Consider the following 15268-nt stretch of genomic DNA (forward strand, 5'->3'; position numbering starts at 1 on the left):
GACGACCCTCGTACCCGTGCCGCCGGCCTCGAACGGTAAGACCGGCGAAACCTCCGCCAAGCTGAGGCGGGAGTCCCGTGTTCGCCCCGGAGCTACAGTCCTTGCGCCAGCCGGTAGTATGCCTGGTTCCATCGCACCTCACGGCCGAAGTCACGCAGTGTCGTGGACTGGTCGATCAGGAGGAGTTCGGTGTGAGCCATCTCGGCGTAGTCCTGGAAGACCTCGATGCCGACGGCAGTCGACATGACCGTGTGGTGGGCGGCGCCGGCGGTGAGCCAGGCGGCGGCGGAGGTGGCGAAGTCGGGCGCGGGGCGCCAGACGGCGCGGCCGACCGGGAGCTTCGGGAGTGCCTCGGTGGGCTCGACGACCTCGACCACGTTGGCGATGAGTCGGAACCGCTCGCGCATGTCACTCATCGCGACCACGACGGCGGGGCCGGGGGCGGCGTTGAAGACCAGGCGCACGGGGTCTTCGCGGTCGCCGATTCCGAGCGGGTGGATTTCGAGTGTGGGCTTCTCGGTTGAGAGCGCCGGGTTTACTTCGAGCATGTGGGCACCGAGGATCAGTTCGTCCCCGGGGGTGAGGTCATAGGTGTAGTCCTCCATCAGGCTCGCACCGCCGGGCAGGCCGGCGCCCATCACGTTGGCCACGCGCACGAGGATGGCCGTCTTCCAGTCGCCCTCCCCGGCGAAGCCGTAGCCCTGTTCCATCAGCCGCTGCACGGCGAGGCCCGGCAGCTGGCGGAGCGCGCCGAGGTCTTCGAAGCTAGTGGTAAAGGCGCTGAAGCCGCCGGCCTCGAGGAAGGACTTGAGTCCGATCTCGATCGCGGCACCGTATCGGAGCGACTCGTGGCGTTCGCCGCCCACGCGCAATTCGGGGGCCACGTCGTAGAGGTCTTCGTACTCCGCGACCAGAGCGGTGATCTCGGCATCCGTCGCCGCGTGCACGGCCTCGGCGAGTTCGTTGACCGGCCAGGTGTTCACCTGCACCCCGAAGCGCAGTTCGGCCTCGGTCTTGTCGCCCTCGGTGACGGCGACGTAGCGCATGTTGTCGCCGAAGCGGGCGAGCTTCATGCTGCGGGACGCGGCCCAACCGGCGGCCGCGCGGGTCCAGGTGCCGATCTGGTTTGTCACGGCCGGGTTGGAGACGTGGCCGACGACAGTCTTGCGGGACACGCCGAGACGGGTCTGGATGTAGCCGAACTCACGGTCGCCGTGCGCGGCCTGGTTGAGGTTCATGAAGTCGAAGTCGATCTCGCTCCAGGGCAGTTCGACGTTGGCTTGGGTGTGCAGGTGCAGCAGCGGCTTGGTCAGGGCGTCGAGCCCGGAGATCCACATCTTCGCGGGTGAGAAGGTGTGCATCCACGCGATCAGGCCGATCACCCGGTCATCCGAGTTCGCGTCGAGCGCCGCGCGGCGAATCGAGTCCGAGTCGGTGAGCACGGGCTTCCAGACGATTTTCACCGGGATGTCGCTGCTTGCGCCGAGCGCGTCGGCGATGGTCCTGGACTGCTCGGCGACCTGACGCAGGGTCTCCTGGCCGTAGAGGTTCTGGCTTCCGGTGAGGAACCAGACTTCGTAGTGATCGAGGGTGGTGGTGAGTGTTGGCATTAGCGCAGTGCTCCTTGCGGTGCTTGTCCGTAGACGTTCTGATAGCGGTTGAAGAGGGAGTCGATCGCGGCTTGCGGGATCGGGATGAGGTCTCCGCCCTGGCGGGCGAGGTGCACGGTGCGGGCGACGTCCTCGACCATCACGGCGGCCTTGACGGCGTCGCGGGCGTCCTTGCCGATCGTGAACGGGCCGTGGTTCTGCATCAGCACCGCGCGGGACCGGTGGCCGGTGAGGGCGTCGACGATGCCGCGGCCGATGGTGTCGTCGCCGATGATAGCGAACCGGCCGACGGGCACGGGGCCGCCGAATTCGTCGGCCATCGCCGTGATCACGCACGGGATCTCTTCCCCGCGGGCGGCCCATGCGGTGGCGTAAGTGGAGTGCGTGTGCACGACTCCGCCCACCTCCGGCATGTTGCGATAGACGTAGGCGTGCGCGGCGGTGTCGCTCGATGGCGACCGGTCGGAACCGGGGGAGCCGGGAATGACGGCGCCCGCGAGGTCACACAGGATCATGTTCTCGGGCGTGAGGTCGGCGTAGTCGACGCCGCTGGGCTTGATCACGAAGAGGTCGGCACCGGGCACCCGGCCGGAGACGTTGCCGCCGGTCCAGACCACGAGCCCGTAGCGGGCGAGCTCGCCGTGTAGGCGGGCGACGTCCTCACGGACACGAATGACAGCGGCGTCGACGGTGGGGCCGAAGCGGCTCATGCCGGCACCGCCGCCGAGTGCAGCGATGCACCCGCCTCACGCTTCAGCGCCTTCAGACGGTGCATCACGTCGTTCGCGCCCCGGCCGAAGTAGTCGTGCAGCAGCGTGTACTCGGCGAACAGTTTGTCGTAGGCCGTCGCCGACTCGTCGTTGGGTGTGTACACGTTCTTGTTGAGCTTTCCCATGGCCTGGCCGGCCGCGCGCACATCGGGGTACGCGCCGGCGGCGACCGCCGCGTGGATGGCCGAGCCGAGCGCGGGCCCCTGCTCGCTGTCGATCGTTGAGATCGGCATCCGCAGAATGTCGCTGTAGGTCTGCATCAGGAAGGCATTCTTGAGTAGCCCGCCGGCCACGATGAACTCGGTCACCGGAACCCCGCTCGCGTTGAAGGTCTCGACGATCGTGCGCGCGCCGAATGCGGTGGCCTCGAGCAGGGCCCGGTAGATTTCCTCCGGCCGGGTGGTGAGGGTCGTGCCCAGCACGAGGCCGGAGAGTTCATGGTCGACGAGCACTGAGCGGTTGCCGCTGTGCCAGTCGAGGGCGATCAGCCCGTGCCCGCCGACGGGCTGGTCCTTGATCAGCTCGGTGAGGTGCTGGTGCACGCTCAGGCCCGCCGCCTCCGCCGCGGCGAAGTAGCGGGCGGGGACCTGGTTGTTGACGTACCAGGCGAAGATGTCGCCCACGCCGGACTGCCCGGCCTCGTAGCCGTACAGTCCGGAGACGATGCCGCCGTCGACGACCCCGCACATGCCGGGAACCTCCGCGAGCCGGTCCGAGTTCATCACGTGGCAGGTCGAGGTGCCCATGATGGCCACCATCTGGCCCGGCAGCACGGCCTGGGCGGCCGGGCCGGTGACGTGAGCGTCGACGTTGCCGACCGCCACGGCGATGCCCTCCGGCAGTCCGGTCCAGGCGGCGGCCTCCGCGGAAAGAGTGCCGGCGGATGCGCCCAACTGCCCGATCTCATGAGCCACCTTGTCGACGGCGAACCGCGCGAAGCCGGGATTGAGAGCGGCAAGGAAATCCTCGCCGGGGTAAGCGCCGTCCTGCAGGATGCCCTTGTAGCCGGCGGTGCAGGCGTTGCGCACATAGTGGCCGGTCAACTGCCAGACGATCCAGTCTGCCGCCTCGACCCAATGGTCCATCCGGGCGTAAAGTTCCGGGTCTTCCTCCAGCAGCTGGAGGCCCTTCGCGAACTCCCATTCGCTGGAAATCAGGCCACCATAGCGTGGCAGCCAACTCTCGCCGCGCTCGGCCGCGAGCTGGTTGATCCGGTCGGCCTGGGGCTGTGCCGCGTGGTGTCTCCATAGCTTGACGTAGGCGTGCGGGTGCCCGGCGTACTCCGGCAGCTCGTTCAGCGGGGTGCCGTCGGCGACGACGGGAACCATGGTGCAGGCGGTGAAGTCGGTGCCGATGCCGATGACGCGGGCCGGGTCGATGCCCGCGTTGGCGATGGCGGCCGGCACGGCGCTCTTCAGCACGGCGACGTAGTCCTGCGGAACCTGCAACGCCCACTCCGGCGGCAGCGTCGCGCCCGTGGCAGCAAGAGTGGTGTCCATGACTGCGTGGGGATAGTCGAGCACGGCCGAGCCGAGTTCGGCGCCGTCCGAGACCCTCACGACGACCGCCCGGCCGGAAAGGGTGCCGTAGTCGACACCTATGACGTAGGACTCGGCGCCGGTTGGTGTCTGCGCATCTGGTTGTGCTGCGGTCTCACTCATGAATCGACTCCCTTGCCGGCACGCGGATACAGAACGTCAACTTCGTCTGAGATTCACCGTCGATAACTGTTGGCGTTAGTGAATGTTAGCGCACTATCAAGTGCTGTCAATCGATGATGGGCGCCCTGTCAGGTTGACAAGTCTGCCATTGACGGGGCTGATATCCGCTCCCTTCAGGCCTTTATGACACCAGGCATGGTGCGCTAACATGTCTGAATCGGGGATTTTCTTTTCGGGAGGGGGTGCGCATGGGCAGGGAACCTCGACCGGGCGGCCGCAGCGTGCGCATGATCGACGTGGCGAAACTCGCCGGAGTGTCGCAACAGACTGTGTCTCGCGTCGTCAATGAACACAACAATGTCAGTCCGGACGTGCGCGAACGGGTCGAACGGGCCATCACGCAGTTGCGCTACAACCGCAATTCCGCCGCACGCGCCCTCGCCACGAACCGGTCCATGAACCTGGGCGTGGTCTCCTACTCCCTCCCGGTGCACGGTTCAGCCCTGGTCCTCTTCGGGATTGCCGAGGAGGCGCGGCGCAACGGCTACGCCACGAGCCTGGTGAGCATTCCCCAGGTCGATTCGGCCGACATTCGTGCCGCGCTGGACACGCTCGTCGCGGACGCGGTGGATGGGATCATCGTGCTCGCCCCCATGACGGCAGCCGTCGAGGTGCTGCGGGCACTGGACCCCGACGTTGCGATCGTGCGGTTCGAACAGGGCTCACCGGCAAGCTCGACGGCCGTGTCGATGGACGATGTGCTCGGCGCGCGACTGGCAACCCGGCACCTGATCGGGCTGGGTCACGAAACCGTTTGGCACGTGGGAGGCCCACCCGGCTGGATGGCCTCGGAGGCGCGGCGTGCTGGGTGGCTGTCCGAACTCGCTGCGCACCACCGCACGGTCAATCCCGAGTTTCGTACCGACGACTGGACGGCCGATTCCGGCTACCGGGCAGGCTTGGAGATCGCCGATGATTCCTCTATCACCGCGGTTCTGGTGGCCAACGACTCGATGGCCCTCGGCGTGATCAAAGCGCTTTACGAGCGGGGCGTCCAGGTACCCGGCGATGTGAGCGTCGTCGGCTTCGACGACATGAGCGAGGCCCGCTACTTCCAGCCGAGCCTCACGACCGTCCGCCTCGACTTCAACGAGGTCGGCCGGCTGGCGGTTGAGCGGGTGCTTCGCCTGATGGGCGGCGAGCCCGCGGAGCTGATCCCCGTCATTCAACCCGAGCTGATGGTTCGGGGGAGTACTGCGACCCCGCACCCCTGACCTGACCGTGCGGGCGGTAGATGCAACGTTGTAAAATGTGATCGGATGTCGACGCATTCGTCAATCGCACATTTAAGGAGTCCTCATGGCGGCAACGCTGCACGACGTTGCGAGGATCGCCGGGGTCTCTATCAAGACGGTCTCCAATGTCATCAACGACTACCCACACATCCGGCCGTCGACCAAGCAGCGCGTCGTTGAGGCGATTGCGGAACTCGACTATCAGCCCAACCTGTCGGCCCGCAGTTTGCGCTCCGGGCGCACGGGTGTGATCGGGCTCGCCGTGCCGGAGCTGTCGCTCAGCTACTTCGCGGAACTCGCGGACGCCGTGATCCGCTCCGCCGAGCGCCACCACATGACCGTGCTGATCGAACAGACCGGTGGCGACCGCCGACGGGAGATCGAGCTGCTCTCCAGCCCGCGCCGACAGATGACCGACGGCCTGCTCTTCAGCGCCCTCGGCATGGACAGCGACGACTCCGAGTACCTGCGGGTGGGCTATCCGCTCGTGCTGCTGGGTGAGCGCATCTTCGGTGGCCCGACGGATCACGTCACGATGCGCAACGTGGACGCCGCGAGGGCCGCGACCGAACACCTGATCAGTCAGGGGCGCCGGCGCATCGCCATTATTGGCGCGCACGAGGGGGAAATCATCGGATCGGCCGGTCTGCGTCTTCGGGGCTACCGCGAGGCACTTGAGGCTGCCGGCATCCCGTTCGACCCTGCCCTGGTCGGAAATACGACGCTGTGGCACCGATCGAACGGCGCGTCCGCGATGCGCGACCTCCTCGCGTCGGGGGTGCGATTCGATGCCGTCTTCGGGCTCAACGACACCCTGACCCTCGGCGCCATGCGGGTGATGCAGGAGGCAGGTCTGCGCATCCCGGAGGATGTCTCGACGATTGGCTTCGACGACCTCGACGAGGCCCAGTACAGCCTGCCGACCCTCTCCACCGTCGATCCCGGCCGGGAGGAGATTGCCGAGACCGCCGTGCGAATCCTGCTCGAACGCATCGCGGAGACGAACCCGGCCGCCCCGCCCCGGGAGGTGCTGGCCGATTTCCGCGTGGTTGAACGTGAGTCCACGGTGTCCCTCACCGCTTGACCGCCTGTACTCGGAGAAATCTCGGCAATTCGCTTGACAGCAAGCCTCTGGACTCGCAATGATAAATTTACAACGTTTACCTACAACGTTGTAAATTTGCCAGCAACGGCCCGCGCCCCCCGCTGGTGTCTCGGATTGACCGCACCAACTCCTGCACCACTCAGCCGCCTCGCGCGCTGATCACAGTACGAACAACGGTGTTCCACCACCGTGAGAGGAAACCAAAAAACATGAAGGTCAAGTTCATGGCCGCGATCGGCGTCATCGCCGTCGCCGCCGCCGCACTCACCGGATGCTCCGCCGATGGCGCCGCATCGAAGTCGAAGCCGGAAGCCTCCTGCACGAACAAGATCGTGAATAAGGAAGCACCCCAGGTCACGGTCTGGGCCTGGTACCCCGCGTTCGAAGAGGTCGTAGACGTGTTCAACACCAGCCACGACGACGTGCAGGTCTGCTGGACGAACGCCGGCCAGGGCAACGATGAATACACCAAGTTCTCCACCTCGATCGAGTCGAAGTCCGGCGCCCCGGACGTCATCATGCTTGAGTCCGAGGTGCTCTCGAGTTTTACCATCCGCGATGCCCTCGTCGACCTCACGGAATACGGCGCCAACGACGTGAAGGACAAGTACACCGAGGGCTCCTGGAAGGACGCGTCGAGCGGCGACGCCGTCTATGCCATCCCGGTCGACGGCGGCCCGATGGGAATGCTCTACCGACAGGATCTTTTCGACCAGTACGGAATTCCCGTTCCCACCACCTGGGCCGAGTTCGCGACCGCGGCGCAGGCCCTCAAGACCGCCGGCTCCGATGGCGTGCTCGTCAACTTCCCCACCAACGGCCGGGCCTTCAACCAGGCTCTCTTCGCCCAGGCCGGATCTGTGCCGTTCACCTACGACTCGACTAGCCCGATCGACATTGGCATCGCCGTTGACGACCAGGGATCGAAGGACGTGCTGAACTACTGGAACGACCTCGTACAGAAGGGTCTTGTCACAACCGACGACGCCTTCACCGCCGACTACAACACCAGCCTGGTCGACGGCACCTACGCCGTCTACCTCGCCGCGGCGTGGGGACCCGGCTATCTGCAGGGGCTCTCCGACGCCGACACGGGGGCCGTCTGGCGCGTCGCCCCGCTGCCGCAGTGGGACACGGCCAACCCTGTGCAGGTCAACTGGGGTGGTTCGACCTTCGCCGTGACCAGCCAGGCCACGGACAAGGAGCTCGCCGCCCAGGTAGCCATCGAGATCTTCGGCACAGACGAGGCGTGGAAGATCGGCGTCGAAAAGGGCGCACTGTTCCCCTCCTACACGCCGATGCTCGACTCCGAATACTTCGTCAACCTTGAGTACCCGTTCTTCGGTGGACAGCAGATCAACAAGGAGGTCTTCCTGACTGCGGCTGCCGGCTACGGCGGCGCGACGTTCAGCCCGTTCCAGAATTACGCCTACGACCAGCTCACCGAGGAGCTTTACTCCATGGTGCAGGGCGAACAGGACGGTTCGCAGGCGCTCGACGACCTGCAGGCCACCCTCGTGAAGTACGCGGCCGAGCAGGGGTTCACGGTCGCCAAGTAAGGCGGCTCACACCGCACCCGCTGTCGGCCGGTCGCACTGGCTGGCCGACAGCATCCCTCAGCCCATCTGGGCTTCGCTTGGAAAAAGGATGAATTCATGGCACTCACGCCTGCGGCCACCAAGGCGGCCCCGCCGCTGCCGGTTCGGAAGCCGCGAAGAAACAGCATCGATCTGATGGACCGCAAGCGCCAACGCTGGGGCTGGCTGTTCGTAGCCCCGTTCGGTATCGTCTTCCTCACCTTCCTGGTGGCACCGCTCGCTTACGCGTTCTGGATGAGCCTGCACACGAGCACCCTAGCCACCGGCACGACCTTCACCTGGTTCGCGAACTACGTGAAAGCCTTCACCGACCCGATCTTCCTCGGCGGACTCGGACGGGTCGGCCAGTTCGCGCTGATTATGATCCCCGCCCAGATGATCGTCGCCCTCGTGGCTGCGCTCGTGCTCGACAACCTCTCCACCGCCCTGTCGAAGTTTTCCCGACTGATGATCTTCGTGCCCTACGCCATCCCCGTCGTGATCGGGGCGTTGATGTGGGGCTTCCTCTACAGCCCCCGTTTCGGACCGGCCACCGATATCTTCGGCCTCGTCGGCCTCGCCGCGCCCGACTTCCTGTCCCAGGGCAGCATCTTCGCGAGCCTCGTCAACATCGTCACCTGGCAGTGGGCCGGCTACTACATGATCATCATCTACGCAGCCCTCCGCGGTATCGACCCGGCGATCTACGAAGCCGCCCGGCTGGACGGCGCGAATGGCCGGCAGATCGCCCTCCGAGTCAAGGTGCCGATGATCTCCTCCTCGATGGTGATGGTGCTGATCTTCTCCCTGATCGGCACCCTCCAGTTCTTCACCGAACCGCAGGTGCTGCGCGCCGTCGCCCAGGGTGCCATTCCTGTCTCCTACACACCGAACATGTACGCGTACTCGCTTGCCTTCTCCTACAGCCAGTTCAACTACGCCGCGGCGATCTCGTTCGCGCTCGGCATCGTGGTCTTCATCGGTTCCTATCTCTTCCTCTTCCTCACCCGCAAGCAGAGCGGACTCAAATAATGGCGATTCTCACGCCCCGGAGGGATGCCGCCGTGCAGCCCAGCCAGGTCGACTCAGGCTCCCTCATACGCCGCCGTAACACCACGCGCGACGGTGGCAGACGGATTGGGTCGCACGTCCTGTTGCTCATCCTCGTGATCTACTTCATCACCCCGTTGTGGTGGCTCGCCGTGGCCGCGACCAAGGACACCGCTGGGCTCTTCAGTGGTACTGGTGGGCCGCTCTGGTTCGATCAGAACTTCAACCTGTGGAACAACATCGCGGGGCTGTTCGAACACCAGGGCGGCATCTACTGGCGCTGGTTGGGCAACTCATTCTTCTACGCGTTCACCGGCGGAATCGGCGCCACCATCCTCGCGGTGCTCGCCGGCTACGGCTTCGCGAAGTACCGGTTCCGCGGGCGCAACGCCTTCTTCTCGCTGCTGCTGGGCGCCGTGATGGTGCCCATGACGGCGCTTGTGATCCCGACCTTCGTGCTGCTGAGCAACTTCGGCCTGGTCAACACGATCTGGGCCGTCATCCTGCCCTCGCTGCTGAGTCCTTTCGGCGTCTACCTGATGAGGGTTTACACGCAGGATGCCATTCCGGATGAACTGCTCGACGCCGCCCGCGTTGACGGAGCCGGCGAACTGCGCACCTTCTTCCAGGTGGCGCTGCCGCTGCTGCGGCCCGCCATCGTCACGGTACTGCTGCTCTCGGTGGTCGGTACCTGGAATAACTTCTTCCTGCCGCTGGCCGTGCTCAGCGACCCAAACCTGTTGCCTGTGACTGTCGGACTCAACAACTGGCAGGCGCTGTCCAACGCCGGAGCCGGCGGCGAACAGGTCTGGAACCTGATCGTCACGGGGGCCTTCGTCTCGGTGCTCCCGCTCATCATCGCGTTCCTCTCCCTACAGAAGTACTGGCAGGGTGGCCTCTCGCTCGGCGCACTCAAGTAGGCGGCGGCCCGGGCCCCGGACATCCGTCATTCGCACTCTCCCACGTCTTGACCAGCACGAAGAAAGAAACACCATGTCTACCGCCAGCCTCACCCTCGACCCGCACTTCACGGTCGGAGCCATCAACCGCCGCCTGTTCGGATCGTTCGTCGAACACCTCGGCCGGTGCGTCTACGACGGCATCTATGAACCCGGGCACGCCTCGGCCGACGCGGAAGGATTCCGCGAAGACGTGATCGACCTCGTCAAGGAACTCGGCGTGTCGGCGATCCGCTACCCGGGCGGCAACTTCGTTTCCGGCTTCCGCTGGGAGGACAGCGTGGGCCCGCGGGCTGCGCGGCCGACCCGGCTCGACCTGGCCTGGCATTCCACCGAGACCAACCAGATCGGCCTGCATGAGTTCTCGTCGTGGCTGGAGAAGGTCGGCAGCGAGCTCATGCTCGCCGTCAACCTCGGTACCCGGGGTGTGGCGGAAGCGCTTGACCTGCTCGAATACGCCAACCTCGGCAACGGCACGGACCTCGCCGAACGTCGGATCGCCAACGGGAAGCGGGATGCTTTCGGCGTGAAGATGTGGTGCCTCGGTAACGAGATGGACGGCCCGTGGCAGCTCGGCCACCGCTCGGCCGACGACTACGGCAAGATCGCCTCCCGCGCCGCGAAGGGGATGCGCCAGCTCGACCCATCGGTCGAACTGGTGGTCTGCGGCTCCTCAAGCGCGCAGATGCCGACCTTCGGCGAGTGGGAACGCGTTGTGCTCGGCCACACCTATGACGACGTCGATTACATCTCTTGCCACGCCTACTACGAGGAGAAGAACGGCGACCTCGACTCCTTCCTGGCCTCCGGCGTCAACATGGACCGTTTCATCGAATCGGTCGTCGCGACCGCCGACCACGTGAAGGCCGTTCGGGGGAGCGACAAGACCATCAACATCTCCTTCGACGAGTGGAACGTCTGGTATATCGACCGGTTCGAGGGCGTCGACAAGATCACCGGAATCGACAATTGGCCGGTCGCGCCGCGCCTGCTAGAGGACTCCTACACGGTGGCGGATGCCGTGGTGTTCGGCAGCCTGCTGATCTCACTGCTCAAGCATGCCGACCGCGTGACGAGCGCGTCGCTCGCGCAGCTCGTCAACGTGATCGCTCCGATCATGACCGAGCCGAACGGGCCGGCCTGGCGGCAGACGACCTTCTTCCCGTTCGCGGTCACCTCGCGGCTCGCCACAGGGGTCGCCCTCGAGGTCAAGCTCGAGACAGAGCACTACGACACCGAGGTATACGGCACCGTGCCGCTCGTCGACGCGGTCGCGACCCACGACGCGGCGACCGGGGGGACATCCGTGTTCCTGGTGAACCGTTCGCAGATGGAGGACGCGACGATCACGATCGATGTCGCCGCGCTCGGGCCCGTGGGCATCGTCGAGGTGCAGACCCTAAGCGACACGGATGTCTACGCCGCGAACACGCTCGAGGCCCGCGACCGCGTCGGCCTGGCCACCAACGCGTCGGCGCTGTGCGCGAACGGAGTGGTCACGCTCACTCTTCCGCCGGTCTCCTGGACGGCCCTCGAACTGCGGGCGGAGTGACCGAGTCGTCATGAGCGAAGAGGGTGTGATGGCTGCGGCGCCTTCAGGGGCCCAGTACGAAATCACCGGCCACGGCTACCGTGCCGTCGTGACGGGGACCGGAGCCACCCTGCGAGTGCTGCAGTATGACTCACGGGATCTGATCGTCAGCTTTGCGGAGGATCAGCCGATGGTGAACTTCCGCGGGGTGCTCGCCGCGCCCTGGCCCAACCGGATCGCCGACGGGCGGTACCACCTCGACGGGGTGACCCAACAGCTGCCGATCAACGAGCCCTCGCGCGAGTGCGCCCTGCACGGGCTCGTCTACGACCGTGCCTGGCGACTAGTGCACCACAGTGACAGCGAGGTGGTGCTGGGCCTCCGGCTACCCGTCGGCGACGGCTACCCGTTCCAGCTCGACCTCCTAGCCCGCTACTGGCTCTCACCGGTTGGGCTCACGACGTCAATCGAGGCCACGAACGCCGGCACCGGCACGGCTCCATACGGAGTCTGCCCGCACCCCTACCTGCGCGCAGGCGACTCGCCGCTGCACACCTGGCAGCTCAGCCTTCCAGCCGAGCGATACTTGCGGGTCACACCCGACCGGTTGTTGCCCGACGGCCTCGCCGACGTCGTCGACGGCCCGTTCGACTTCCGCCAGCCGTGCCCGATCGGCTCTGTGCAGATCGACCACGCCTTCACCGGGCTCGTGCGCGACTCCGACGGCGTTGCCACCGTCGAGCTGCGCGATACCGACGGCAGCGGCGTGGCCATGAGTTGGGGAACGGACTGCCCCTGGCTACAGATCCACACCGCGGACTTGCCGACGCCGGGGATGAACCGGCTCGGCCTGGCCGTCGAGCCGATGACCTGCGCGCCGGACGCCTTCAATTCCGGGACCGACCTCATCTGGCTGTCGCCGGGCGCGTCCCACCGGGCGAGCTGGGTCATCGCCGCCCTGGCGTAGCGGCGGTTGGCAGGGAGGATACCCAAGGACCGACGCTGAACACTGCTGCGGCACTGCGCGCCACCTTAACCGGTTTCACGTCCGGAGCACAATCTTGACGACAATCCCCGAGTCCAAGGAGTTATGACATGACAACTACCCCCGCACAGCAACTGTGCGACGCCGGCGTTTCCATCTGACTGGACGATCTCTCCCGCGGCCGCCTCCGGACCGGCAGCCTCCGGAAGCTGATTGAGCAGAAAACCGTTACCGGTGTCACCACCAACCCCAGCATCTTCCATGCCGCCATCACATCGGGTACGGAATATGACGCGGCTATCTCGCAGAAGGCAGCAACTGGCACCAGCGTCGAGGACACCGTCTTCGAGCTCAGCACGGAAGCCGTTGCCAACGCCTGCGACGTCTTCCCCACCATTTATGATTCGACGCATGGGGTCGACGGCCGGGTGTCCATAGAGGCCGAACCCGACCTCGCGAGCTGCAAATACGCGAGCCGGGGAGTCCGAACGAAAAAGCCCCGGCATGTATCGCCAAGGACAGACGAGCATGAGTACCGGGGCTAATCGTTGGAGTGGGAGGACTCCGAGCCATAACGGCACCCGCGTGTCGCCCGTTGATCATTCCGCCGCGCCTAGTGACGGTAAGTTCGTGGCTTGGTCGTGGGTTTCGCACCGGTCAGCTCCGGCGGACCCACTGTTGTTGTGATGGGTCCCAGGCCCCGTCCTCGATTTCGGCGCTCAGGGCTGGCAGCAGCATCGCGTCGACCAGGGAGAGCGCATCTTCATGGTCGAGGAAGTCGCTCTGGCCCTGACCCCGTCGAGTGGACACCTCACAAGAGAGAATGTTCACTTTGGCAAGATCACGTCGGGACTTCACCCCTGAGTACAAAGACGAGGCCGTGAAGCTGGTTTTAACCACCGGCAGGGCTGTCGCAACTGTCGCCCGCGAGCTCGGAGTCAACGAGGCCACTCTGGGCCGCTGGGTGAGCGCGTTCAAGGCTCGGAACGAGACTGGGCAGACCGAGGTGACGGGGTTTGAACGAGCCGAGTTGCTGCGGCTACGCAAGGAAAACGCGGACCTGAAGATGGACAGGGCGTTCTTGAAAAAAGCGTCCATCTTCTTCGCCCAGGAAGCATCGGATACGAGCGTCTTGCGTTCGAACTGATGCTGGCGGAGAAGACCAACTTCACCATCACCCGCATGGTCCGCCTCCTCGAGATCTCCCGCTGGGGCTACTACGCCTGGATCGGCGGAGCGCCGTCGCCGGCGTCGATTCGCCGGGTGCACATCGAGCAGAAAGTCTCCTTCTTCCACGGCGATTCCGACGAGGTCTACGGCGCCCCCGGGATCCTGGCCGATCTACGTGCGGACGGGGAGATCATCTCCCGCAAAACCGTCGCCGCGACCATGCGCCGCCTGGGATTGGCGGGCATCTGTCCGAAGAAGTGGAAGACGACCACCATCATCGACCACACTGACGCGTACCCGTTCGACGCCGTGAAACGCCAGTGGGACACCGGGGCGCTGAACCAGGTCTGGGCGGGCGATATCACCTACCTGAGGACGTGGGAGGGATGGGTGTATTTGGCGACCGTCATCGACGCTCACAGCCGCCGCGTCATCGGGTGGGCCATCGCGGACCACATGCACACCGACCTCATCCAGGATGCCTCACGATGGCCATGGTTCCGTGCGGGGACCGCCCGGCGACGGTGATCGTCCACTCGGACCGTGGCACCCAGGGCGTCGGAACAGATCACTCTCTTCGCGGCCAAGAATGGCATCACCCGGTCGATGGGATACACCGGGATCTGCTGCGACAACGCCATGGCCGAGAGCTTCTTCGCGACCCTGAAAACCGAGTTCTACTACCGCCGGGTTTGGCCCACCCGAGCCCGCGCGATCCGCGGCGACGCGGACTGGATCGAGGACCGCTACCGCCGGCACTCCTCGATCGGGCACGTCACGCCAATGGACTTCGAAATGCAATACTCGTCACAGGCCGCAGAGATCCAACTCGCCGCTCAACCCGTGTCCACTCTCCGGGGTCAAGGCCATGTGTGGCTCGACCCTACTTCGTGAAAGTTGAGATCACACGCAAAGCCTGAACGACCCTTGTTGCCGCGCATCATCACCGCAATGATGGATTTATGGCAGATAAGCAGAACGATGTCGATGAGATCTGGGATGACTGGAAAGACGCGGTCACGATGACCGCCAGTGAGATCAAATCGTGGCTCGACACGGACGAATCCAAGGAGGTCGGACAAAAAATCGATGGCAGCGGAGAGTCCATCGGGCACAAGTCCGGTCGCAGGATCGTGACAATTCTTGGAACGAAGAAAGCCGATCTGACTGCGTCCGATGTCGAACACATGCATAAGGTGGTCAGCTACGTGAAGCGGCACAGGGCACAGGGACCGGATTCTGATATCGAGCACTCACGATGGCGATACTCGCTGATGAACTGGGGAAATGATCCACTGAAGAAGGTATGACGTAATAGAAAGGTGCGGAGTTCACCAAGCGCGCCGCTGCAGGAGCGCCTGTTTCATCATGGGGCGGGTTCGGGAGGTGCGACGATTTCGGTGAATCCGGCTCGGTGGAACATGAAAACGGGGTTCCGACAAATCTCACAAGCAGCGTTTTGGCGCACCTGTATATAGGCGTGTTCAGCGCCGACGCAGCGTGGTTCGTCCTGTGCGTCGTGGCGTTTGGGACTGCCCCGCCGACGCAACGATCG

Annotated in this window: 15 protein-coding genes and 1 pseudogene; 12 read left to right on the top strand and 4 right to left on the bottom strand. The window is 65.0% G+C overall.

Annotated features, from left to right (window positions below):
• Window positions 1-92: 92 nt before the first annotated feature.
• Genes araA through araB form a run of 3 tightly spaced genes read right to left on the bottom strand, consistent with a single transcriptional unit; the run spans window position 93 to window position 4041 of the window.
• Window positions 93-1610: an L-arabinose isomerase gene (gene araA / locus E3O28_RS08225; RefSeq protein ID WP_104102641.1), complete on the bottom strand. Its 1518-nt coding sequence runs from the start codon at window positions 1608-1610 to the stop codon at window positions 93-95.
• Window positions 1610-2320 (bottom strand): L-ribulose-5-phosphate 4-epimerase, encoded by a 711-nt coding sequence (locus E3O28_RS08230; RefSeq protein ID WP_134401825.1) that lies wholly within the window; start codon window positions 2318-2320, stop codon window positions 1610-1612. Before E3O28_RS08230 ends, araA begins: the two co-directional genes overlap by 1 nt.
• Window positions 2317-4041, bottom strand: a complete 1725-nt coding sequence (araB, locus tag E3O28_RS08235; RefSeq protein WP_134415593.1) for a ribulokinase — start codon at window positions 4039-4041, stop codon at window positions 2317-2319. The genes E3O28_RS08230 and araB overlap by 4 nt, the downstream gene beginning before the upstream one ends.
• Before the next feature lie 248 nt (window positions 4042-4289).
• Between araB and E3O28_RS08240 the strand changes: the two genes are divergently transcribed.
• From E3O28_RS08240 to E3O28_RS08275, 8 genes and pseudogenes are all read left to right on the top strand, one after another.
• The gene (locus E3O28_RS08240; protein ID WP_233191504.1) at window positions 4290-5315 is read left to right on the top strand and encodes a substrate-binding domain-containing protein; all 1026 of its coding nucleotides are present in this window, start codon (window positions 4290-4292) and stop codon (window positions 5313-5315) included.
• Between the two features lie 85 nt (window positions 5316-5400).
• A complete protein-coding gene (locus E3O28_RS08245; RefSeq protein WP_134415594.1) occupies window positions 5401-6420 on the top strand; it encodes a LacI family DNA-binding transcriptional regulator in 1020 nt (339 codons plus the stop codon).
• 230 nt (window positions 6421-6650) lie between these two features.
• On the top strand, window positions 6651-8000 hold the full coding sequence (locus E3O28_RS08250) for an extracellular solute-binding protein (protein WP_104102630.1): 1350 nt from the start codon (window positions 6651-6653) through the stop codon (window positions 7998-8000).
• Window positions 8001-8096: 96 nt separating this feature from the next.
• Entirely contained in the window at window positions 8097-9050 is a 954-nt protein-coding gene (locus E3O28_RS08255) for a sugar ABC transporter permease (RefSeq protein ID WP_233191503.1), read from the top strand.
• Window positions 9050-9988, top strand: a complete 939-nt coding sequence (locus E3O28_RS08260) for a carbohydrate ABC transporter permease (protein ID WP_104102628.1) — start codon at window positions 9050-9052, stop codon at window positions 9986-9988. The genes E3O28_RS08255 and E3O28_RS08260 overlap by 1 nt, the downstream gene beginning before the upstream one ends.
• Window positions 9989-10061: 73 nt before the next feature.
• Window positions 10062-11579, top strand: a complete 1518-nt coding sequence (locus E3O28_RS08265; RefSeq protein WP_134401822.1) for an alpha-N-arabinofuranosidase — start codon at window positions 10062-10064, stop codon at window positions 11577-11579.
• A gap of 10 nt (window positions 11580-11589) precedes the next feature.
• Window positions 11590-12525, top strand: a complete 936-nt coding sequence (locus E3O28_RS08270; protein ID WP_233191502.1) for an aldose 1-epimerase family protein — start codon at window positions 11590-11592, stop codon at window positions 12523-12525.
• 179 nt (window positions 12526-12704) lie between these two features.
• A pseudogene (locus E3O28_RS08275) lies at window positions 12705-12998 on the top strand (transaldolase family protein); the annotation flags it as partial.
• Window positions 12999-13200: 202 nt separating this feature from the next.
• Here the strand turns inward: E3O28_RS08275 and E3O28_RS16295 are convergent.
• On the bottom strand, window positions 13201-13353 hold the full coding sequence (locus E3O28_RS16295) for a hypothetical protein (RefSeq protein WP_158250304.1): 153 nt from the start codon (window positions 13351-13353) through the stop codon (window positions 13201-13203).
• Window positions 13354-13366: 13 nt separating this feature from the next.
• Between E3O28_RS16295 and E3O28_RS08280 the strand changes: the two genes are divergently transcribed.
• The 4 genes from E3O28_RS08280 to E3O28_RS08295 all read left to right on the top strand — a co-directional run bounded on the left by E3O28_RS08280 (window position 13367) and on the right by E3O28_RS08295 (window position 15023).
• Window positions 13367-13690, top strand: a complete 324-nt coding sequence (locus E3O28_RS08280; RefSeq protein WP_134401821.1) for a transposase — start codon at window positions 13367-13369, stop codon at window positions 13688-13690.
• Window positions 13690-14241 carry a DDE-type integrase/transposase/recombinase gene (locus tag E3O28_RS08285; protein ID WP_134415595.1) on the top strand — a complete coding sequence of 184 codons (552 nt, stop codon included), beginning with the start codon at window positions 13690-13692 and terminating at the stop codon, window positions 14239-14241. The genes E3O28_RS08280 and E3O28_RS08285 overlap by 1 nt, the downstream gene beginning before the upstream one ends.
• Before the next feature lie 15 nt (window positions 14242-14256).
• On the top strand, window positions 14257-14607 hold the full coding sequence (locus E3O28_RS08290) for an integrase core domain-containing protein (protein WP_134415596.1): 351 nt from the start codon (window positions 14257-14259) through the stop codon (window positions 14605-14607).
• Window positions 14608-14675: 68 nt separating this feature from the next.
• Window positions 14676-15023 carry a DUF3140 domain-containing protein gene (locus E3O28_RS08295; protein ID WP_104102610.1) on the top strand — a complete coding sequence of 116 codons (348 nt, stop codon included), beginning with the start codon at window positions 14676-14678 and terminating at the stop codon, window positions 15021-15023.
• The last annotated feature ends 245 nt before the right edge of the window (window positions 15024-15268 follow it).

Source organism: Cryobacterium sp. TMT2-14 (assembly GCF_004402465.1).
Taxonomy (GTDB): domain Bacteria; phylum Actinomycetota; class Actinomycetes; order Actinomycetales; family Microbacteriaceae; genus Cryobacterium; species Cryobacterium sandaracinum.

Coding starts and splice junctions, on each gene's coding strand:
- E3O28_RS08270 (WP_233191502.1), top strand. CDS start 11,590: ATGAGCGAAGAGGGTGTGATGGCTGCGGCGCCTTCAGGGGCCCAGTAC.
- E3O28_RS08255 (WP_233191503.1), top strand. CDS start 8,097: ATGGCACTCACGCCTGCGGCCACCAAGGCGGCCCCGCCGCTGCCGGTT.
- E3O28_RS08240 (WP_233191504.1), top strand. CDS start 4,290: ATGGGCAGGGAACCTCGACCGGGCGGCCGCAGCGTGCGCATGATCGAC.
- E3O28_RS08230 (WP_134401825.1), bottom strand. CDS start 2,320: ATGAGCCGCTTCGGCCCCACCGTCGACGCCGCTGTCATTCGTGTCCGT.
- araB (WP_134415593.1), bottom strand. CDS start 4,041: ATGAGTGAGACCGCAGCACAACCAGATGCGCAGACACCAACCGGCGCC.
- E3O28_RS08245 (WP_134415594.1), top strand. CDS start 5,401: ATGGCGGCAACGCTGCACGACGTTGCGAGGATCGCCGGGGTCTCTATC.
- E3O28_RS08280 (WP_134401821.1), top strand. CDS start 13,367: ATGTTCACTTTGGCAAGATCACGTCGGGACTTCACCCCTGAGTACAAA.
- E3O28_RS08260 (WP_104102628.1), top strand. CDS start 9,050: ATGGCGATTCTCACGCCCCGGAGGGATGCCGCCGTGCAGCCCAGCCAG.
- E3O28_RS08250 (WP_104102630.1), top strand. CDS start 6,651: ATGAAGGTCAAGTTCATGGCCGCGATCGGCGTCATCGCCGTCGCCGCC.
- E3O28_RS08295 (WP_104102610.1), top strand. CDS start 14,676: ATGGCAGATAAGCAGAACGATGTCGATGAGATCTGGGATGACTGGAAA.
- E3O28_RS08265 (WP_134401822.1), top strand. CDS start 10,062: ATGTCTACCGCCAGCCTCACCCTCGACCCGCACTTCACGGTCGGAGCC.
- araA (WP_104102641.1), bottom strand. CDS start 1,610: ATGCCAACACTCACCACCACCCTCGATCACTACGAAGTCTGGTTCCTC.
- E3O28_RS08285 (WP_134415595.1), top strand. CDS start 13,690: ATGCTGGCGGAGAAGACCAACTTCACCATCACCCGCATGGTCCGCCTC.